Annotated in this window: 16 protein-coding genes; 4 read left to right on the top strand and 12 right to left on the bottom strand. The window is 45.7% G+C overall.

The window, feature by feature from the left end; genetic code table 11:
* Window positions 1-56: 56 nt before the first annotated feature.
* The 5 genes from nagA to agaR are packed head-to-tail and all read right to left on the bottom strand — an operon-like array spanning window position 57 to window position 5,292.
* Window positions 57-1,208, bottom strand: coding sequence for an N-acetylglucosamine-6-phosphate deacetylase (gene nagA / locus ABMY45_RS13670; RefSeq protein ID WP_174170237.1), 1,152 nt, complete (start codon window positions 1,206-1,208; stop codon window positions 57-59).
* A complete protein-coding gene (locus ABMY45_RS13665; RefSeq protein WP_174170236.1) occupies window positions 1,201-2,109 on the bottom strand; it encodes an ROK family protein in 909 nt (302 codons plus the stop codon). The genes nagA and ABMY45_RS13665 overlap by 8 nt, the downstream gene beginning before the upstream one ends.
* A complete protein-coding gene (locus ABMY45_RS13660) occupies window positions 2,106-3,224 on the bottom strand; it encodes an SIS domain-containing protein (RefSeq protein ID WP_102057733.1) in 1,119 nt (372 codons plus the stop codon). The genes ABMY45_RS13665 and ABMY45_RS13660 overlap by 4 nt, the downstream gene beginning before the upstream one ends.
* Window positions 3,221-4,510 (bottom strand): D-tagatose-bisphosphate aldolase, class II, non-catalytic subunit, encoded by a 1,290-nt coding sequence (locus ABMY45_RS13655; RefSeq protein WP_174170235.1) that lies wholly within the window; start codon window positions 4,508-4,510, stop codon window positions 3,221-3,223. The genes ABMY45_RS13660 and ABMY45_RS13655 overlap by 4 nt, the downstream gene beginning before the upstream one ends.
* Before the next feature lie 11 nt (window positions 4,511-4,521).
* Window positions 4,522-5,292 (bottom strand): transcriptional repressor AgaR, encoded by a 771-nt coding sequence (agaR, locus tag ABMY45_RS13650; RefSeq protein ID WP_102057735.1) that lies wholly within the window; start codon window positions 5,290-5,292, stop codon window positions 4,522-4,524.
* Between the two features lie 255 nt (window positions 5,293-5,547).
* Between agaR and ABMY45_RS13645 the strand changes: the two genes are divergently transcribed.
* The 3 genes from ABMY45_RS13645 (at window position 5,548) to ABMY45_RS13635 (ending at window position 11,199) form a co-directional block, all read left to right on the top strand.
* The gene (locus ABMY45_RS13645) at window positions 5,548-6,918 is read left to right on the top strand and encodes a Gfo/Idh/MocA family oxidoreductase (RefSeq protein WP_010606892.1); all 1,371 of its coding nucleotides are present in this window, start codon (window positions 5,548-5,550) and stop codon (window positions 6,916-6,918) included.
* Window positions 6,919-7,021: 103 nt separating this feature from the next.
* Entirely contained in the window at window positions 7,022-9,871 is a 2,850-nt protein-coding gene (locus tag ABMY45_RS13640; protein ID WP_010606893.1) for a TonB-dependent receptor, read from the top strand.
* Window positions 9,872-9,909: 38 nt separating this feature from the next.
* Window positions 9,910-11,199: a DUF3472 domain-containing protein gene (locus ABMY45_RS13635; protein WP_349289013.1), complete on the top strand. Its 1,290-nt coding sequence runs from the start codon at window positions 9,910-9,912 to the stop codon at window positions 11,197-11,199.
* On the opposite strand, the gene ABMY45_RS13630 is transcribed toward ABMY45_RS13635, so the two are convergent.
* From ABMY45_RS13630 to ABMY45_RS13605, 6 genes are read right to left on the bottom strand one after another with little or no spacing between them, the layout of a single operon-like run.
* Window positions 11,196-11,900: a response regulator gene (locus ABMY45_RS13630; RefSeq protein WP_174170232.1), complete on the bottom strand. Its 705-nt coding sequence runs from the start codon at window positions 11,898-11,900 to the stop codon at window positions 11,196-11,198. The genes ABMY45_RS13635 and ABMY45_RS13630 overlap by 4 nt on opposite strands.
* A gap of 2 nt (window positions 11,901-11,902) precedes the next feature.
* Window positions 11,903-13,531, bottom strand: coding sequence for a sensor histidine kinase (locus tag ABMY45_RS13625; protein WP_349289012.1), 1,629 nt, complete (start codon window positions 13,529-13,531; stop codon window positions 11,903-11,905).
* 21 nt (window positions 13,532-13,552) lie between these two features.
* Window positions 13,553-15,061: a tripartite tricarboxylate transporter permease gene (locus ABMY45_RS13620; protein ID WP_010606897.1), complete on the bottom strand. Its 1,509-nt coding sequence runs from the start codon at window positions 15,059-15,061 to the stop codon at window positions 13,553-13,555.
* 3 nt (window positions 15,062-15,064) lie between these two features.
* Window positions 15,065-15,541 carry a tripartite tricarboxylate transporter TctB family protein gene (locus ABMY45_RS13615; RefSeq protein WP_211867298.1) on the bottom strand — a complete coding sequence of 159 codons (477 nt, stop codon included), beginning with the start codon at window positions 15,539-15,541 and terminating at the stop codon, window positions 15,065-15,067.
* A gap of 60 nt (window positions 15,542-15,601) precedes the next feature.
* A complete protein-coding gene (locus tag ABMY45_RS13610) occupies window positions 15,602-16,564 on the bottom strand; it encodes a tripartite tricarboxylate transporter substrate-binding protein (protein WP_017218314.1) in 963 nt (320 codons plus the stop codon).
* A 12-nt stretch (window positions 16,565-16,576) separates the two neighbouring features.
* Window positions 16,577-17,806, bottom strand: a complete 1,230-nt coding sequence (locus ABMY45_RS13605; protein ID WP_174170292.1) for a porin — start codon at window positions 17,804-17,806, stop codon at window positions 16,577-16,579.
* Between the two features lie 1,652 nt (window positions 17,807-19,458).
* On the opposite strand from ABMY45_RS13605, the gene ABMY45_RS13600 reads away from it, so the two are divergent.
* Complete coding sequence (locus ABMY45_RS13600) at window positions 19,459-20,868, top strand: sensor domain-containing diguanylate cyclase (protein ID WP_174170228.1); 1,410 nt, start codon at window positions 19,459-19,461, stop codon at window positions 20,866-20,868.
* Here ABMY45_RS13600 and ylqF read toward each other — a convergent pair.
* Window positions 20,865-21,809: a ribosome biogenesis GTPase YlqF gene (gene ylqF, locus ABMY45_RS13595; RefSeq protein ID WP_039493363.1), complete on the bottom strand. Its 945-nt coding sequence runs from the start codon at window positions 21,807-21,809 to the stop codon at window positions 20,865-20,867. The genes ABMY45_RS13600 and ylqF overlap by 4 nt on opposite strands.
* Between the last annotated feature and the right edge of the window lie 545 nt (window positions 21,810-22,354).

Raw genomic sequence — 22,354 nt, 5'->3', positions numbered from 1 at the left:
TTAAGAAAATTCCGTTGTATTTTGTCAATTTCAGGGCGGTGAGCTTGGGTTTTTGTTTAAAATATCTGCTTTCCGAACAAGTTGGCATGCTGGACTTGGAAGGCATCATCTAGCAAAGAAAAATGCGCTATTTTACCCACTTCAATGCTACCAAGTTCATTGTCCATATTTAAATAAGTCGCGGGTACTAAACTTGCCATATTGATGGCTTCTAGAAGCGGAATATTGGCCAATTCTGCTAAATTCTTCACTGCTTTTTCAAGTGTTAGTGTACTGCCGGCCAAACTGCCGCTGTGAGTTTTCGCCACGCCATCCTTGACCACAACTGGCATTTCACCCAATTGATATTCACCATCTTTAAGGCCACCAGCATTAATACAATCACTGATCAAGGCCACCTTATGCTGACCTTTTAGGCGGTAGATCAACTGTAAAATCGCAGGGTGCAAATGAATACCGTCGGCAATCACTTCCACCAAGGCTTGGCTATCAAGTAACAACGCACCAGCACAGCCCGGTTCACGGTGATGAATGCCACGCATGCCGTTAAACACGTGGACCCCGCCGCAGGCACCATGTGCCAAAGCGGCATTGGTTTGCGCAAAATCCGCATCACAATGACCTAGCATCACTCGCACCCCATGTTTACTTAGGTACTGTGTCATCTTTACGCCATTAGCCTTTTCTGGTGCAAGCGCCACTGCTTTAAGCGCACCATCAGCCGCGCTAATCATTTCATCAATTAAGGCTTCGTCTAACGGCTTAAAGAAAGCTTCGTTATGGGCACCTTTGTGTTTTTCACTAAAAAATAAGCCCTCACTGTATCCGCCCAACACCTGAGCGCCCGGCATCTTTTGCTTATAGGCGGCTCCAATAACCTTCATCGCTGCAATAGTTTGTGGCCATGTAGTCGTCACCGTGGTTGCCAAAAAGCCAGTGACGCCATGTTTGAGCAACGAAGTGCTAATAGTTTCTATACTGGAGAGTTTGCCATCAATAACATCACAGCCCTCGCGGCCATGAATATGTAAATCAATTAACCCAGGCCACATATCTAAATTAGAATAACATTCGGTATTATCAGGCGCTTCCGCCGCTGGAATAATCGCGTGAAAACGCTCACCTTTTATTACCGCAACGTGCGCTTCAAGGACGCTGGTAGGGGTATAGATACGATGGGGCCGAATATAACGAAGCTGTTCAAGCATGCACTTTGCTCCCTAATAGGGCCGCGCCTAATGCACCACTTGCATCACCATGCTTGGCTCTAACAATATCTGGCACTGACACCGCTGAAAATACATGAGGTTCGATGGCTTTTGGGAGCGCCTCTACAAGTTCATCGATAAGCGACATGCCACCGCCAAGCACGATAACTTCAGGGTCATATGCTTTGATTAAATTTGCAAACGCCGAGCCCAACAGATCCATATAGCAATTAAACGCATGGATTGCTTCACTTTCTCCAGCCCGCATCGCTGTGATAACTTGTTCTGAGGAACGCTTCCGCGTAGTGAAATGTTGATACAAACCGGCAAGCCCTGGTCCTGCGACATAGCGCTCTAAACACCCTTGCAACCCACAGCCACACGCTAAAATAGGCAGGTGATATTTTTGCTGTAACACCGCAGAAAGCGGATGGTGGCCATATTCACCGGCGATCCCTTGGGCACTTTTATACAACGCACCATCAATGCAAAACCCGCCTCCAGCACCGGTGCCTATTATTGCCCCAAAGACCTTTTGATATTGCTTACCGGCTCCAAGACTGGCCTCTGATAACGCAAAGCAACGGCAGTCATTTTCGACCGCGATGGGCCGTTCCAGTTTTGCAACGAGATCAGCCTTAACTTCTTTACCATTGGCGCAAGGGACATTTGCTGATAGCACGCGCTGCTGCGCATTTACTATCCCCGGCATACCAATACCAACCTGTCCTTTACAACCATATTTGTCATCGGCTTGCTGCACCAAAGTGACGATTTGCGCCAAAAACGCCTCATAACTGTGCTTTGGTGTCGCCACACGCCAAGACTCTATGCGTTGTAGCTTTTCATCAAACACCGCAATTTCAATTTTGCTCCCGCCAACATCCACTCCATAAATCATACTTCACTCCCAAATGGATGAATGACTACGCCCTGCACGACTCTATTCACTTCCCCCGACGGGCAAGGATTGTCCGGTGAAATACCGAGATTCAGCGCTTTATAGAAACTTAACTGCTGTGCAAACAACATATACAGTAACCCTTGCCACACATCTTCTAGTGGTGGCACTTTAGGACAAAGTGAATGCACCGTCATGGCTGTACCGTCACGCTGCAATTCAGCAACTAAATCCTGATCGTACAAGCTGGTATAACCATCACTTGAGATAAAACATACCACGACAGTTTTGCTATTGATAAGTGATTTTGGACCATGACGGAACCCAAGCGGTGACTCGCTCACGCTCATTACTTGGCCTGCCGATAACTCAAGCATTTTTAACGCAGCTTCCTTTGCAAATCCCAACAAACAGCCAGAGCCTAGGTACACCAAACGCTCAAATGGTTGTTGTGCAAATGCACGGATATTTTGCTGCTCTGCCGCAGCTAACATGCTTTGCGCTGCATTGATCAATTTATCCACGGAGCCGTCATCCACTGCAAAAAGTTGTAGCGCTGCAACCATCATTGACGAATAGCTACTCGTCATTGCAAAACTTTGGTCAAGCGTAGGTTCCGGTAGCAATATACTTGTTGCATTGCTTGTCTGCAGCGCTGCTTGATGCAACTTTCCATCACGGTTGCAGGTGATAAAAAGGTGCTGGCTGTTACTAACCAGCTGTGTTACCAACTCTACGGCCGCCACACTTTCTGGACTGTTGCCAGAGCGAGCAAAAGATACTAATAAACAAGGTTTATCCGTCGCTAGGTATTGTCGTGGTGCAGCAACTAAATCAGTTGTGCTCACTGCCCGCACACTTTGGCGCATGTGTGCATTAAGATGAGTGGCGATAGCGTCACCGATATAAGCGGATGTACCCGCCCCCGTCAAAATAACCTGAGTATCAGGGTCATCTAGAAGAGGAGCTAACTCCACCAAAAGCTTAGGCTTTATGCTCGCGACTAATTGAGCGGTTTCTTGCCACATCTGTGGCTGCTGGGTGATCTCTTTTGCTGTCCAATAGGCATTTCGTGTTTTTAATTGCGCAATTTCGTGTCCTAGCAAAGTGTTCATGACGCTTTCTCCATGGCAAAACACGCATTTGAATAGCGAGCCACAACACGTTGAATTTTGGCAATCACTAACGCTTTGGCATCCCTTGCTATTTCACCACGGCGTACTTGTTGATATAGCTCTGGAAAATATTGGCTGATAAGCGGCAATGATAAGGTCTGCTGCGCTAGGTTTTCGAGCATAGTTGCTAACGCCTTTTGCACCGCATCTTGATGCCAGTAATAGCGAATACGGTCGCTAAAGCTAAATTGACGCAAGAAACGGAGTTGCTGTGATTCGCCGTGATAAAAACGCTGCCAACTCGTAGGCTCTGCCAGCATGACCTCGTCCACCACCTCAACAAACTGACTATGAACATAGGGTAGTAATTGCTTTTCAATATGGTGAAGCGCGAATAATCCTTCGCGCAGCGCAAAGGTCAATTCAGGCCCGACTTTCAAAATGGCAAAGTGGTCAGCAACCAACGACTGATAAGCGCCTGCAGTTTGATAATCTGTCGAATGCGCTTCGAAAGCGATACGGTCAACGGTACGAATAAAATCTTTTAATGCACTCGCTTCATTCGATTTGTAGTCAAAAACTTGGGTGTTATCAAACTCAACACCCGGCTGCACCACCATTGCAACCACGCGTTGCCAAGCATCCGCTAATCCTTTATTTGCAAAGAGTTCACGATGGCAAGCTAGGGTTTCTTGCGCAGCAACTTGGCTGGTCGGTTGTAGACTGTCAATCTGTTCATCAGCGCCACCAGGAGGGGGAACTTCAGTACCAATCACATAAACAATATCACTACGACCAAACGTCGCAATCGCGGCTGCTTCCGCTGTTTGACACAACAAGGCAGCGCGATTAGCTACAATATCATCGCTTAACACGTCAGGGTCGTCAGCACAGGGCATGCTGGCATCTAAGTGAATTTTCTTAAAACCAGCCTTCACGTATTCAGCGACTAAGTCACACGCTTTGGCCATTGCGGCTTGGCTATTTTCACTCGTCCAACAGACTGGTCCCAAATGATCACCGCCAAAAATCAGTAACTGCTTATCAAAACCAAGTTCGTCGGCCATCTCTTCGACTTTGGCAATAAAATCCGCGGGACGCATCCCGGTGTAACCGCCAAATTGATTAACCTGATTGGCCGTGGCTTCAATTAATAGCAGCGTATTTTCCTGCTTGGCATATCTTATCGACGCTTCTAGCACCCAAGGGTGAGCTGAGCAAATGGCATAAATGCCTGAGTTTTTCCCTGATTTATTGGCTTCGATTAGGGCTTGAAAACGCCGCATATGATCACCTCTTAAGACGTTATTAAATGTACCTCAATTCCGGCGGCAACCAATTGCTGATGAACATCAGCTGGAATACCACTGTCCGTAACCAAAACGTCAATTTCTTCGCAGGCGATAATGCGATGCACACCTTTACGATCGAATTTACTGGAGTCCGTCACCACTATGACTTGCTTTGCAACCTTACACATCTCGCGGTTAAGCGCAGCTTCCGGTTCAAAGTGTGTTGTTACACCAACATCAACAGAGAACCCATCAACACCGAGCACCAGACGGTCAAAGTGATATTGCTTTAGCTGATCTTCTGCATGGCTGCCATAAAACGACAGTGACTTTTTACGCAGTGAACCACCGGTCATCAACACTTCAACGCCATCAGCTGCAACGAGCGCTTGCGCCACGTTAAGCCCATTGGTCATCACCACTAGCTGTTGATGCTCGGTAAGTTGCTTCGCAACCTCTTCAGTGGTGGTACCTGAATCCAGAATTATAGACTCATCATTGCCTATAAGGCCCGCCACCAACTTTGCAAGCTCGACTTTCACTTGGTGATGATGATCGTGCTTTTCCGTTATGGTGAGCTCTTTGGTTAACCTAGAACTCGCAACGGCACCACCATGAGAGCGAACCAACAAACCTTTTTCATGCAGGGCATTGAGATCATTTCTGATCGTCACGGTTGATACACCAAATTGTTCTGCCAGCTCAGATACTTCTACTCGTTCCGTTTGACCAACGAGTTGAACGATTTCGTGGCGTCTTTCGATGGTGTTCAGCATGACACCTCCTTTCGTTTTGGTTGAATTTAGTCTACACAGCTTTCATTTGCTTTCAATTCATTTTTTTAACTTTAAACAAAAATAAACATAAACAAATGTTTTGTAAGGATTTAAAGTTAAATTAGAAACGCATTGAAAACAAATCGAAAGAATATGAAAGATATTTTTCTTGCGTTCAAAATAAAACTGCCGTAATAATAACCAAAAAATAACATTTCGTTTTTAACAACAAGAGTGAACAACTAAGAGGTTATTATGGGTGATCTAAACCGCCGGCGATTTCTTCAATCAATGGCTGCTATCGCAGCAACAAGCGCAGTGGTTGGCTGCGCGAGTAACAATAATAAGACGCCGCTTACACCAAAGCCACAAGGAAATTCAGTTCAAGGTCTAGTCGTACCGAAACTGGATGTCGTGCGAGTGGGCTTTATTGGTGTAGGTCAACGTGGTGTTGGCGCGGTAAAGCACTTTTGCCATCTTGACGGTGTCGAGATCAAGGCCATCTGCGATACGCACCAAGCAGTCGTCGATAGAGCCGTTAAAATTGTTGTCGACAAGGGTTTACCAAAACCTGCGACTTACGGCAAGAGTGATATGGACTATCGCCGCATGTTGGCGCGCGATGACATTGATATTGTGATCATCTCTACGCCTTGGAAATGGCATACGCCTATGGCGGTAGACACAATGGAAAGTGGCAAACACGCTTTGGTCGAAGTGCCAGCAGCAGTAACCATAGAAGAAGCGTGGCAATTGGTAAATACCGCAGAGCGCACGCAAAAGAACTGCATGATGTTGGAAAACGTTTGCTATGGTCGCGACGAGCTGATGGTATTAAACATGGTTCGCCAAGGGCTATTCGGTGAGTTACTGCACGGTGAAGCAGCTTATATCCATGAACTTCGTTGGCAAATGAAAGAAATTGAGCATAAAACTGGCTCATGGCGCACACATTGGCATACCAAACGTAACGGTAACCTCTACCCAACCCATGGTCTAGGCCCGGTTTCTCAATATATGAATATCAACCGTGGCGATCGCTTCGACTATATCTCCTCCATGAGTTCACCAGCGCTTGGTCGTGCAGCCTATGCTAAACGTGAATTTCCAGCAAATCATGAACGAAACCAACTGAACTATATTGCTGGAGATATGAACACCAGCATCATTAAAACCATCAAAGGTCGTTCGATTATGGTACAGCACGATACCACTACCCCACGCCCTTACTCCCGCCATAATTTAATTCAAGGTACTAACGGCGTATTTGCAGGATTCCCCAACCGCATCGCGCTTGAAAACGGCGGGAGTAAGAGCTTTCACGAGTGGGATTACGACATGAATGATTGGTACGGTAAATATGACCATCCACTTTGGCAAAAAATGGGGGCTGAAGCAGAGCGCAACGGCGGCCATGGTGGCATGGATTTCTTAATGTTCTGGCGCATTATTTACTGCCTTCGTAATGGCGAGCCGCTAGATCAGGATGTTTACGACGCAGCTGCTTGGTCAGCGGTCTTCCCTCTTTCAATGGACTCAGTTGCAGACAGAAGTAATAGCAAGGACTTCCCGGATTTCACTAGGGGCACATGGCGCACTGCAGCACCACTAGGCATTGTCACATAACTAACCAGAGGTTAAATACGCTATCTATAGCAAGTACTAACAATGCCTGAATAAGCGCCCGTAAAGCGGGCGCAATAATAACAACACTCAACAGGACAACAAGATGAAACACACTCTAAAACTGTGTGCTGTGGGATTGGCCGTGAGCTGTGCCCTGTCCCAATACGCGCACGCACAGGAAACAGAACAAAACAGCGGATCTGACGAGCAAGATAAAGCCAAGCAACAAGTAGAGAAAATTGAAGTACGTGGCGTACGTTCCAGTATCAAAGAGTCACTCTTTCTCAAGAAAAACGCCGTCGGCGTAATGGATGCCATCGTTGCCGAAGACATTGGCAAGTTCCCAGATCAAAACCTAGCTGAAGCGCTACAACGAATGACAGGTATCGCCATTACCCGTAACGCAGGTGAAGGACAAAACGTCACAGTGCGGGGCCTTGGCGGGGACTTTAACGTTACCACCATCAATGGTCGTAGAATGGCATCTGAACACACAAGCCGTGACTTTAACTTCGATTTAATTGCGCCTGAAATGGTTCAAGCATTAGAAGTATACAAGTCACCACAAGCACAAACACAAGAAGGGGGGATTGGTTCGGTCATCAATATAAAAACCCGCCGACCGTTAGATATGGATGGCTTTACCCTCGCCGGAAGTGCCAAAGCCATTTACGAAGAACGTACCGGCGATACCAACCCTCAAGCCTCCTTCCTAATTAGTGATACCTTTTTTGACAATACCTTTGGCGCCCTATTTACCGCCGTTTATTCCGAGCGAACACAACGCGAAGACTCCTATGAAGGACAAGGGTTTTACGATCCAGAAGAAAATACTGACGTGCGAGTCCCTGTTGACAGTAACCGAAATGGCGAGCTAGATGAGGGCGAGAAAGTACACCCATCAATGATCCCAGGATATGTGCGCTACTCGAACTGGCAAGATAAACGTGAGCGCATTGGTGCGAGCCTAGCGTTACAATGGCGTCCAACGAATGATATTGATGTCACCTTTGATAGCTTATACTCAAGCTACAAAACCGACGGTGAAAAATATCAAATCTCTTTCGTCACCTATGATGAACCTTGGACACCGGGGATCCCAGCGGTAGGTGAATTAAAATTTAATGAAGATGGCAACGTCAACTACATTGAGTTAGTCGACGGCGCGATGGCTGAGCTACTAAATGTCTCTGAGCCTCGCAATACCGACACTTGGCAGGCCGGTCTTAACTTCAAGTGGTATGCTACCAGCGATCTAACGCTTGAATTTGACGTGTCTAAGTCGCGTGCCGAGCGGATCAATGATGGCGACAACCGCTACATCGTGGCACGTGGCTTTGTGGATACTATCACTATAGATCAAACAGGCGACAACCTCCTGCCAGATGTGACCATGTCACCAGCACTTAATGCCGATCAACCCTTTGGAGCTCACTACAGCTACAACTATGGCACGGAAGTGATAAGCGATGTTGAAGAGTTAAGGCTTGAAGGGACATTTATTCCTGAATGGGAATTTGTCAAAGACATCAAGTTTGGTTTTCATTACGGAAAGCAAACTAAAGGCAGAGACGTAAGTAAATCAGATGATCCGTCAATGTTTAGTAATGGTGGGGCTTATTTTAAAAACTCAGATTACGACAGCTTTGATAACTCAAGTGTGGAAAAGCTCGGTGGTCTTAACTTATTTAGACTACCCGCAGATGTACTTGTACCTGCCAACTTTGATAACTTCCTAGATGGTGAGCCGGGCATGCACCCTGCGCCGTGGGCAAGCTTTGACTACGACAAACTCTATGCATTTTATCAATCCATCAATGCCCAAGCCGCAGATGAAAAAATTAGAGCCACCAAGAGCCCTAAAGATTCCTACGAGCTTTCTGAGTCAACGTTTGCACTTTATTTAGAGACCAACCTAGTCGGCGAGCTGTCGGAAATGCCTTACAACCTAAACCTAGGCGTAAGAGCAATCAAAACCGAGATCACCTCAGATGGCTACGTTTTTGATTACCCAAGTCTGGTATACAACGTAGAAGAAGACGAAGATGGCGATATTATCTATCGTATAGAAGGGGATATTGCCGATTATTACTCCGATTCTTACGTAGAAGATGACTACACTGATGTACTGCCTAGCATGAACTTTAAGTTAGAAATAACAGACTCACTGTTATTTAGAACCAGCGCGGCTAAAGTTATCACCAGACCTAGCATCGATTTTCTAACCCCATATAGCTCAATTAATTTCAGTAAGTTTGAGCTTAATCTTGCCAACCCTGGGATCAAACCACTTAGAGCAGACCAACTTGATTTGGGACTAGAGTGGTACTTCTCTGATTATGGTGCGCTCACCTTTGCAACCTATTACAAAGACATTAAATCTGTTATCGCTCAGGGGCGTGTCGGTACGATAAAAGTGGGTAAATTCATAAAAGACGGCGTTGAAGTTGACGGTCCGGAATTTACCCAAGTATCTCCACGCTCGGAAGCGGGAGCAGAGATCAAAGGTTTCGAAATTGCTTATCAACAGTCGTTTGAGGAATTGCTACCGGCACCTTTTGATGGTCTAGGTATGCAAATCAACTATACATTTACGGATAGTAAATACGACGACCCCGAAAAAGATGAGCTACCGTTCGCTGGAATGTCTGAGCATTCTTACAATGCGGTTATCTATTATGAAAAGGATGACTACCAAGCGCGTATCGCTTACAACTGGCGAGATGATTACCTGAAGTATCCAGATGCATGGGGCGGCCCGGAATGGGCAGCGGATTATGGTCAGTTTGATTTCAGTGCCAGCTATAATCTTACGGCAAAGACACGAATTGACCTAAACGTGACCAACCTCACCAATGAGCGTCAATGGTCATACATTAAAACCCAAGAGCAAGTGAGCCACTTGAGCCGTTACGGCCGCAGTATCAGTTTAGGCATTAACACTTCTTTCTAATCAACATGGGGCAACGCGCCCCATTCAAGGAACTTAAGATGAAGAATACAATAATGACACCGATACTGCTGTGCGCCTCGCTATTTGCCTCAGCGCAAGAGGCTTATATCAGCAGTTACGGCAACGCTTGGGTCAACAACGATATTGACGCTAGCAAGCAATATATAACTCAAGCAGGAATTGCCCCATGGCAGGATAAGCAGCTTAGATTTAATCACTATTTTTATACCAATAACGTTGGCACCTATACCCTCTATTTACACCTTGAGAAACCAAGTGCACCAAGTACATTGCTGGTAACGCATAACAATAAACAAGTGACGCTTAACCTCGATAGACAAAGCCCGACTAAGGTTAAAGTCGGTGACTTTGCTGTGACACAAGTTGGCTATCAAACGGTCCAAATAGCCGGTGACACATTAGCCAAAGGGCGAAACAGTACCTTCCCCGCCATTACCGGGCTCAGTCTCGATGGCGAGGCCATGACCCCTGCACCTAACTATGTCAAAGAAGACTTTTACTGGGGTCGTCGCGGCCCTTCAGTACACCTTTCCTATACCGTACCTGACAAAAAGGACTATAACTGGTTTTACAACGAAGTGACGGTGCCATCTGGCTATGATCCACAAGGTTCGTATTTTATGGCGAATGGTTTTGGCGAAGGTTACTTTGGTATTCAGGTAAACTCACCCAGCGAGCGCCGCGTGCTGTTTTCGGTTTGGAGCCCATATCAAACGGATGATCCGAGCACGATTCCTGACAATCTTAAAATCAAATTACTCGCTAAAGGCGACGGCGTTTACGTCGGTGAATTTGGCAATGAAGGTTCTGGAGGACAAAGCTATTTACGTTATAACTGGCAGCCAGATACGACATATCGCTTTTTAGTCAATATCGAGCCCAGTACAACTTATGAAGGCCATACTGAATATCGCGGCTATTTTTATGCGCCGGAAACCGGCCAATGGAAGCTGATCGCAGCCTTTAGCCGCCCTGAAACCAATACCTATGTTGCAAGACCGCATAGCTTTTTGGAAAACTTTTTACCCGAAGCTGGACAGTTTGAGCGTAAGGCATTTTATAATCGCCAGTTTTTGCGTGACACCCAAGGTAACTGGGTTGAGTTAAATCAAGCTAAATTCACTTATGACGCCACCGCCAGAAAAGGGTCGCGTTTGGATTATCAAGGTGGTGAAGAGCAAAACCGTTTTTACTTACGTAACACCGGTTTCTTCACAGGACCCACACCTTATCTCAGCGAATTCACTCGCCCTAGCAGCAATGATGCGCCGGTGATCCCATGGCAGTCACTACAGGCACACCCTTAATTTAAATGATAGCTTCTCTCTGGTCGGCCAATGCTACCGTAGCTTTGGTCGGCTTTTACTTCTTCTATACTAACCAAAAACTCTAAATAGCGCCGAGCGGTTGAGCGGCTCACCCCCACCAATTCTCCCATTTGGGTTGCTGTAAACACCTGCTTGGGTTGACTTTGAAATGCCGTACGAATTTTTTCCAAAGTAAGTGGGTCAACGCCTTTAGGTAGTCTAGCTGTACTTTGTATGCTCGCCTGTTCACTACCAAATAAGGTGTCGACCATAGATTGCGTCACTTCATTGGCACCATCCAAACACTGCTGACGCGCCTCAAAGCGAGCGAGTGCGAGGTCGAGCCGTTCCAAGATCAGCGGTTTAACTAAAAAATCACAGACTCCCAGACGGATCGCTTTTTCTAGCGTCGCCACTTCTTTTGCTGCGGTGATCAGCATCACTTCGCTTTTACAGCCTTGCTCACGTAGCATCTTTAAAAACTCAAGACCGTTACCATCGGGTAGATAAATATCCAATAAAATTAAGTCGGCTTGTATCGCACTCAACAGTACCGTCGCAGTAGAAACATTGTCGCTACTGGCCACCACTCGATATTGCCCTTGCCTTGCGCTACTTGGTGTTGCCGGTGTCACTAGGTATTGCGCTAATAATTGTGCCACAGCTACTTCATCTTCGATGATCACCACAGAATAAGTCATTGTTATTGCTCTTTTACTTGCTTGGGAATAAAGACCGTGATCCTTGCACCAAGTAATTCAGACTCCCCAACCTCTAAGGTTCCGTGGCAGGAATCAAGATTTGTTTTTACGAGATATAAGCCAACACCATGTTGGTCGCCGGACTTAGTACTAAACTGCGGCGTAAACGCCTCTTCGACGTTACCAATCAGTCCAGTGCCGCTATCTTCAACATCAAAGATAATATCCTGAACCGTTTCATCCACTGTTACGACCACTTTGGCAGGCCGCAACTGTGCCGTCGTTCTTGCCGCTTCGATGGCATTATCGATGAGATTACCTAATATTGAAACTATTCGTTCCAACATCTCTTTTTGATGGATAACGCACAGCGCACTGTCGGAACTCACCTCTAGTGCCACATTATGCTCTCGCGCTTTATGGTATTTACCGAGTAATAAGCCCGCGATCACTGGCTCTTGTATATAGGTGAGGAGGTTTTCAATTTGCGCTTGTGAGCCTTGGCTTTCTTGACCTATCAGCTCAATCGCTTTGTCATATTGTGCCATTTGGATAAGCGCGCCAATGGTATTTAACTTGTTTGAATAGTCGTGCGTTTGCACTCTCAACAGTTCTGCAAAAGCCTGTACTTTAGTGAGCTGCTTTGACACATACTCTAGTTCATCGGAGGGTCGCATACTCAGTAAAATACCTTCGTGTTGACCTTGCACTTGCAGCGCAAACCGCGATAACACCAAACGCTTGTCAGCAACAAATAGCTCAAAACCAACTAAAGGGCGATTGGGATTATGCAACAAGAAGTCGCTATGCTCTGGCAACAGATCGCTCAGGTGCAAACCTTGCTTACTTAAGCCGCGAGGCTTTTCGAGAATTTCGCACGCACGTTGATTCAAACGACGCACGCTGCCATCAGGGTCAAGCGCGATAATCCCCGTCCGTACGGTATTCAGTATGGCCTCTTGCTCTGCAAATAAGCGCCCGATTTCATCTGGTTGCAGGCCAAAAATGGCTTGGCGGACACGTCGACCAATCCAAATTGCGGCAATGACACTGAGCAGTAACACCGCTGCAGCTCCGACAAAAACGGCAATGCTGCGCTGCAACACCAACGACTCGACGGATTGCACTAAAAAGCCTACCGAGACTAAACCAATCACCTCACCAGCGGGAGAGTACACCGGCACTTTTCCCCGAATAGACTCACCTAAACTGCCCTGTGCTGTTGAGATATAACTCTCTCCAGACAGTGCGGCTTGGCTATCCCCTCCGACCATAGTGCGACCAATTTTTTGCTCATCTGGGTGGGCGATACGTCGCGTTTCGGTGTCACCAATGACGATAAAATCTGCGCCAGTTGCCTGGCGCAGCAGCTCAACATTAGTATTGAGGCGTTGGATCTGTGAGCTATCCCTATCTGCTATGAGTGCCGTCATAACATCTTCACGAACCGCCACCGCCTTAGCCAAAGCCAAGGCTTTTTCTCCCACTTCCTGGTGTAAGCTTTGCGTAATAACCTGATACACCAGCGCGGTAAATAAGCATGCTTGGATCACACACAAGCCCACAACCCAAGTGATCAGTCGCGTTTCTAAGCGTTTTGGTCTGCGTGCTAATTTTTGTGATTGCGACACACCTATTTCCTCACTGCTGGGTTACTGCGCAACTTTTCGTTGCTGGAAGTACTCTTTTAATGGGATCAACAACACTAACATGGCAAGCGCAAATATGCCTAAAGTTAGTGGCCTCTCCCAAATAAAGCTAATAGAGCCATCCGAAATCATCATGGCGCGGCGGTAATTGCGTTCGATCATATCGCCAAGAATAAACCCAAGGAGCAAAGGTGCCATCGGGAAGCTCAATAATCTCAGCACCACCGCCACCAAGGCAAAACCTACCATCATAAACAAATCGAAGGTATTAAATGACACCAGATAAACGCCAATCAAGCTAAAGAATAAAATCATCACCGTGAGGACCGAGCGTGGCAGAGTCAAAGCCTTTGCAAAATAAGGGATCAGTGGCAAATTTAAAATCAGCAGCACAATGTTGCCAAAATACATGCTTACAATTACCGACCAAAACACCGTAGGATTATCCTGCATTAACGTAGGACCCGGCTGAATACCATAAGCAATCAGCGCCCCTAACATAATCGCAGTGGTGCCAGACCCCGGGATCCCAAGCGTTAACAAGGGCACAAATGACCCAGTACAAGCAGCATTGTTTGCCGACTCAGGTGCCGCTAAGCCGCGGATTTCACCACGCCCAAAACGCTCACGAATGGCTTTTGGTGCCAAATTTCGCTCCGTTGCATAAGCCATAAAACTCGCAATCGTTGCGCCAGCCCCCGGCAATACGCCAATGATAAACCCTAAAATCGAAGAGCGCCCCACAACTGGCGCCATTTCTTTCACTTCAGCGCCTGATAATTTTGTTGAGCCAATAACGGGGGTGTCATCATCATTCGAACCTTGATTAGCTTTTTCTGGACGGATCACGTTGATCAACGCCTCAGACAATGCAAAGGTTGCCATTGCGACCAACAAAAAGCTTACGCCGTCTAGCAAGTCTGCCTGACCAAAGGTAAAACGCTCAGTTCCAGATGAAGGGTCTATTCCCACCGTCGACAACATCAAGCCAAATACAGTCATCATCATGGCTTTTAAAAATTGCCCTTTTGCAGAAAAAGCAGCAATCGCAGTCAAGCCCAAAAACATCAACATCACATAGTCTGGAGACTGAAAGCTTAAGCTCACTTTTGCAAGTAGTGGTGCGGCTATCATGAGCATCAACGCACCAATCGTTCCGCCAGTAAATGAAGCATAAGCGGCAATAGCCAAAGCCTTACCCGCATGTCCTTGTTTTGCCATTGGATAGCCGTCAAATGACGATGCCACAGTACCAGCTACACCGGGAGCGTTAATCAAAATAGAGGAAGTCGAGCCACCAAAAATAGCGCCGTAATATACGCCCGCCATTAAGATCATACCGGAGTCGGCACCGATGTTGTAAGTGATAGGGATCATCAACGCAATCGCCGTGATTGGCCCTAAGCCGGGCAACATGCCGATAAACGTACCGACAAAGCAGCCAACAATTACGTACAGTAAGTTTTGCCACATAAAGGCCGTGGACAGGCCAACTAAAATACCGTCTAACATGGCTTAACTCCAAAAATCACCTGGAACCAGATAGATCCCAAGTAGCTGCGTCATAATGGCCCAAAACACGATAACCACAGGTACTGACGCCAATAACAAAATTTGCTTACGTCGCTCACCCATAATTAAAAAGCCACAGCCTAAAAACAAAATGGTCGAAACAATAAACCCGAGTTCTTCAAGCACACTGCTGTAGATAAGCATCAATACAATCAGTGCTGCACATTGGGCTATGGTTGCCTTGGAGGTAGTCTCTGCTTTTTCACGTGTATCAGGTGCAGGGACGCCTTTAAACAGTGTTGCGGCAATCGACAAAAGACAAACAACAATGCCAATCAGCGCGTATACCTTAGGCAAAGTTGCTGAGTTTACCGCCTCGTACTCTTCAAAAGGCATAATCGGGATCTGCCAAGCAGATACCGCATAGAGTGAAAACAGAATTAAAAACAGCACTGGGCCTAACAATTCTCGGTTTAACATAGTGAATTACCCACTTTTAGGTGATGCAGTAACCTCACTGCAACCACCTATTTAATTTAATCAGCGTCTAACGAAACCCAATTCTTCCATCACCACTTTCAGCTGTGCTTCTTGTGCCTCTAGCGCCTCAATAAACTCGTGCTGTGGCTTAAATAGATTCAACCAACCGTTGCGTGCGCGCACCGCTTCCCACTCTTTGCTTTGCACCAGTTTTTGTAATCTCACGGTATATTCGTCGAGTTTTGCTTGAGGGAGATCCGGAGCCGCAAAAAAACCACGCCAGTTAACAAATTCCATGTCATAGCCTAAAGACTTCAGGGTTGGGATCTCTGGATAGTCCGCGATAGGCTCTGGCGCAGTAACAGCAAGAATGCGCGCCTGACCACTTTTTGCCATGTCGAGCGCTTCACTTAATCCGGTCGAGAGCATCTTCACCTCGCCAGACAATAAACCGGCCTTAGCTTTGCCACCGGCATCGTAAGGAATGTAACGCAGCTTACGACCATCAACGCCTGCTGCTTTTACAGCTTGTGCTGCAACGAGATGATCCATACTACCGCGAGCAGAACCACCCGCAACGGTCACAGAGCCCGGGTTTACTTCTAGACGAGCAATCACCTCCTTCCAGCTCTTAAAAGGCGAATCATCACGCACCACGAATGCACCATAATCGGCAATTACGCTGGCAACGGGCGTTAAATCACGATAACTGTAGGGGATCTTACCCGACAATGCGCGCAGCACGATTGGCGTTGAATTAACCATCAACATATCGCCTTTTTTATTGCCCGATTCAATCAAATAAGCAATAGCACGGCCGCCACCACCGCCTGACATATTCTGAAACGATGCATTGGACTCAAGCCCTGATTTCACTAACGCCTCGCCCACAGCTCGAGCCGTGGTATCCCAGCCACCACCTGGACCACCGGGAATTAAAAAGTGGGTATCCGCTAATACCTGAGTAGACATCATCGCCACGCCAGCCATTGCTAACTTGAGATGCTTTAATGCAAACTTCATAACCTGCTCCCGTTAAAATAGATACTGCAAGCGTGCAGCAAAGCCAAATCCTGAATCTTCGTCACCAACCAACGCGGTACTTCCAGCGCCTGAAACATCCGCATAGACAAGGTTAGCCATGAACTTTAAGCTGCTGGAATGGTAATAGGTACCGCCCAGTGTGTAGGCGTCGACTTGCGTGCCTTGGTTGGCGTTTTCAGCATCCATGCTGGAAATACGTGCAACCAACTCCCACGCATTTTTTACCCCTTTAGGCTGCTTAAATACCGCAGAGCTTGCGGAATATTGTTTGTGTTCACCGGTCAGGAAATAGCTCAAAGACAAGTGATAACCCGAAATATCTCCCCCATCTAATGCAGAAGTAGGGTCGAGGGTATCTAAGTTGCGTGTGGCATATTCGGCCTCAAGCATAAAGGCATTATGTTGATAAGCGAGTTCTAACCCGGCTTGTGACATGCTATCAAGGGCAACGACATCACCGCCTGCAGCATAATCCACGAGGCGCACTTTGGCTTCGCGTACTTCACCGCGAGCAAGGCGATTACCCAGCGTAGCACCGCCCATATCACGGTACGAACCCCAACCACCTAAATGCAGGGTTTTACCGGGAGTGTGTTGCGACCAAGTCAAACGCCCCGAATAGGCAAGTGCCAGACGGTCATCTTGGTCACGCCCAGATGCACCAAAGGCGTCGTTTTTATATACCCCTAACGCATAGCGAAAACCGGAATCTTTAAAATATTGATAAGCTGATGCGCCCCATCGAAAGTAAGGAGAAAACGTATCAGCGATAGAGCTGCGCTCTATGGTATTGATGTGTTTGCTGCTGGTGAGCGCATTCAGGGTGATATCTTCTCTTAATTTACCAAACTGAAAGCGCGGGCCGTTGTTCCAGCCGGTATAACGCACTCTTACAGTGACTATCTCGGCATCGCCTTCAGCAAAATCGAGTAACAACTTATGTTCCCAATCGCCTTGCTCACTCTCTACATAGGTGCGGATCCGGCGCGGAAAAAAGTCGCTGGCGGCATTACCCTCATTATCGGCGCTGTATGCACCACTAAAATGGTTAAAATCGAGTTGTACACGCCCACCAAACTCAAGGTTCAGTGATTTATTGGACTGTAATTCCTTTAATTGCGCTTCTAGCTTTGCAACCTTGCTGGCTAGTGCTTCATCTTGTTGTGCCAAAACGGGGCAAGCAGTTACTGCAATTAATGACATTGCTGCAACTGGCTTCATTATTGTTGTTCTCATTGCTCTGTACTCATTTGTCTTAAACGTATTGTGACTAGCGACTACAACCTGCTATCAAGTACGAGCTTATTGTTAACCCTCAATTAACCATAGATTGCGGAAATAAGTTGATTAAGTTGAGTAAAACGCGTTTTGTGCATAAAAATCATGAGCAATATGCACAAAACCCAAAGTAGTGTGGAAATAAATAACGAGTGAAGCGAAAGTATGACTACTGCGTTAATCAAAATATCTAAGATGTGGATGATGAATTAACCTAGCTTTTCTCTGAAGCTCTGGAAACGGTGAACCTACAAAGCTCAATATAGAATAATACTTTGCCCCCTAGAATAAGCAGAAATAAGACACACAACACACCAAAAACCATCACATTAATAAAACAATACACTCAATAAATTTAAATTTGGTGTAATTCCAATCACTTAGATCTAAATAAGAATTATTTTCAAAAAGAACGTTGACAGCCCCTCAAATCTAATTGATAATCACTATCAACAAGGCGAGAGTGACGGCTCAACTTGTTATCACAATAGTTTCTTGACCCGAAACAAGGCTGGTATCCACAACTACCAAGGACGTTAGCAGGCACTTGCATTGCTCCTCGTATTTAGACGCTAACTCCACTTTTTACTTGCTACATTGCTCATATCGGTGACGGTAGATATGAAATCAAAAAGCCCTGCTCAGGGCTTTTTTTATGCCCAAAATTTATTTTCACTTCGGTATTTCCTAGAAAAACAGCCACACTAATATTAATGAGAATTATTTTCAAAAAAGTATTGACTCATTGTTAAATCTAACTGATAATCACTATCAACAAGACGGCAACGTGTTGTTTCGCCAACTCAGTTAGTAAGGTTGATAGTTGTAAAGCCCTGTCTACCTGATGTACTCACTACCTTGAGATTGGCATTAGTACTCTAGTTTGTTTCTCGACCCTGAAACACGGCTGGCCAACGTTAATGGCTTGAATGAACTTAACTCAGTCGCCCCTAAACCTGACTAAGTTTATTCTCACAATTTACTTGCTACATTGCTCATATCGGTGACGGTAGATATGAACGTAAAAAGCCCTGCTCAGGGCTTTTTTTATGCCTAAAATTTATACCAATTGAATTAATTCTCTAATCAATTTGAAGGGTGAAATAGCATATTAGCTTCGTTAAAAATTTCTCATTTAGAACAACTAAATAGCAAAATTTTTGCCTTGCTACTAAAGCTATTTCCCTGCTTCAAGATAGATCATTTACTTAATACAACTGGTATTATATCTATTTTCAGCACTTACCGAAAAACAGCCGTACAAATATTAATGAGAATTATTTTCAAAAAGGTATTGACCTAACGGCTAATCTAATTGATAATCAATATCAACAAGAGAACATGCTCTTGCTGATTCGACCCTGAATCGTGTTGTCGGTGATGTGCTACAACGCCCCTTGATGTGTATCACTGGCAACCACTTTTTACTTGCTACATTGCTCATATCGGTGACGGTAGATATGAATCAAAAGGCCCTGCTCAGGGCTTTTTTTATGCCTACATTTTCTATCAGCGTTTGTTCAGCTGTAATGTCGTGTAATCGTTTTCTTTTACTAGAATCCGTATCATTCTATTTTTCCAAAAATAACAATAATATGAACGCTCGACGCTACCGTTATAACATGTTGTTAAGTCTGCTGCTGCTGGTAGGGTTTATTTTCACCAGCTGGATAAGTATCGAGCATGCTAAACAATCGTTGTATAAAGGGGTGAGCGATGATGCTCTGCCACTCACCAGCCATCTGATTGATTTAGATATACAAAAACGGCTTCAAGCTCCAATTATTGTTTCTCAGCAAATGGCAAATAACGTCTTTATTAAACGCTGGCTAACGTCTTCACAGCAAGACCCTGCGCTTATTTTCACCTACTTAGAAGATACTCGAGCTTTACATCACGCAAAAACAAGCTTTTTAGTGGATGACAAGAGCCTCATTTATTACCACTTTGATGGTAACACCCAGCAATTAGACATTCGCGCCAAACAAAACGATTGGTACCGAGAAAGCTTGCACAGCGATGCTGACTATGCGCTCAATGTTGATATAGACCCAAGAGATAACAACGAAGCCATTGTTTACGTCAATCATAAAATAAGGCAAAACAACGATGTAATTGGCGTTGTTGGGGTTGGCATCTTATTGGCTGATTTACATAATTTAATCGAACAATACGAAGCCAGCTACGCACGCAAACTGTACTTTATTGACCACAAAGGCAGGCTATTATTTTTTAACGATCAGACCCTATCAGGCACCAGTATTCATGATCGTTTTCCAACCCAAGCAACGGCGCTGCTCAATCAATCCGAATATCAATTTCGGTTGGAAACCGACGACCATGCCGAGTTTGTCCATTCGCGCTATTTGGACTCTATAGGCTGGTATTTAATTGTTGAGCAAACAATAGATAAATCCAGTGGAATAAGCGACATACTCACAACCAATTTATGGGTAGGGAGCCTAGTCACCTTATTAATATTGGCCGTAGCGCAGTTGACGTTTAACCATTATCAAAAACGCTTAGAAAAAATGGCGAAGTACGACAAACTCACCGATACCTTTAATCGTCAAGCCTTCGAGCCACAGCTTCAGCATCATTTAGCGAAAGCGCGTACCCAATCAACCCCTGTAGTAATGTTGATGATGGACATTGACCACTTTAAACAAGTGAACGATCAACATGGCCATGTGGTAGGCGACAGAGTGCTGCAATGCTTCTCGAACGTATGTAAACGCCAGATAGAAAACAACGGTTTGTTGTGCCGCTGGGGAGGTGAAGAATTTATGGTATTGCTACCCAAAGCGACGTTAGAACAAGGAATTGCGATTGCTGAGAAGATCCATGTTGCTCTAGAGCAGGCGGAATGTGAGGTCAAAGTGACAGTCAGTATTGGCGTTGCACAATACCATATTGATGAATCAGAAGATGGTTTTATAAAGCGCGCCGATGCCGCGCTCTATCGTGCCAAACAAGGCCGGAATCAAACCAAATTCGCCGCTTAGCGGCGATTCTTACGCGCTCTTGCGCGGCGCTGACGTTTTTCGTCTTCACGCGCGGCCTTTTTAGCCTCAGCTTGTGCTCGTAACTCAGCAACCATTTCTTCTTCCGACTCTCGCATTTCCGGCGTTTCCATCGTGATCTGTCCGATAACAGCATCGCGCAGTTCGTTGATTAAAATCTCCGACATCTTATGCGTATCGACCTGATTGCCGCCCTTTACACAACCACGCTTGCGGCCAGCCATCTCGATAAATGTCCAATCACAGTCCGGTAATTCGTCGAGCTTGTAACGTGCTTTTAAAAGCTCTGGATATGCACCTAGCAGATATTCAGCGGTGTAACTCGCCACTTCTTCATAATTGATAGCCGTATCGCGAATAGCACCCGTTGCCGCCAAACGATAGCCCGAGTTTTCGTTCTCAACCTTTGGCCACAACATACCCGGCGTATCGTAAAGCATAATGCCGTCTTCAAGCTTAATACGCTGTTGCGCTTTAGTTACCGCTGGTTCATTACCTGTTTTTGCAACAATTCTGCCAGCAAGTGTATTGATAAGTGTCGATTTACCCACATTTGGAATACCCATGATCATGGCTTTTAGCTGCTTATCTTGACCCACTTTATGAGGTGCAAGCTTTTTGCAAAGCGCATTAATACGCTGTACTTCATTCGCCTTATCATGACCAAACGCCAGCGCTTTTACACCGCTCTCACGTTCAAAATACTCCATCCACTGCTTGGTCAGTTCAGGATCGGCAAGGTCCGCTTTGTTCATGATTTTGATAACAGGCTTGTCACCACGTAACTGCCCTACCATCGGGTTTTCGCTACTGTATGGAATACGAGCATCCAGCACTTCAATAATGACATCCATCTGCGGCATGATCTCTTTGATCTCATTGCGCGCTTTATTCATATGCCCTGGGAACCACTGTATTGCCATTATAACCACCTGTATTAATTAACTTTAAAAGCTCATATGTTGAACACCTTGCCAAGCTCACACCTACCATAGCGCCATTCGTACGAAGCAAGAGATAAGTAAAGGATACAACATAGGGTACTAAACGCTTTTAATACAGCAGCAGTACCTCATCACTAAGTTGGTTATTCTACTATAAATTGACAGGATTGGGTTAATGGCTTTGTTAGTACGACGATTCAAAGCCGCCTCATCCATATTCACCCAATCATTTTGCTAACGTATGTTCCCCATTAGGGCTGCCCTTCAGCCCTCTGATTTTTTCTAATACATCGGGTGAGTATACAGCTCATAATCAGTGCAGGGACTGTAATTAAAATGACATAAGGTGTTACCAAGATAAGAACTGCCAAGTTTGATTCCGAAAAGTATATAATCCAAACATACATACTAAAAATCAGCATAATACTGCCGTACAAGTAGTTTCTTACTATTTCACGAATCAACCTTATACCTTTAAAACTCAACATCAATTTGGAAAAAGCAAGTGGAGTTGACTTTGCGAC

It is taken from the genome of Pseudoalteromonas sp. XMcav11-Q (assembly GCF_040104525.1).
In the GTDB taxonomy this organism is placed as follows: domain Bacteria; phylum Pseudomonadota; class Gammaproteobacteria; order Enterobacterales; family Alteromonadaceae; genus Pseudoalteromonas.
The sequence above is the reverse complement of the archived record's forward strand: the minus strand, read 5'-3'. Positions and strand labels throughout refer to the sequence as shown.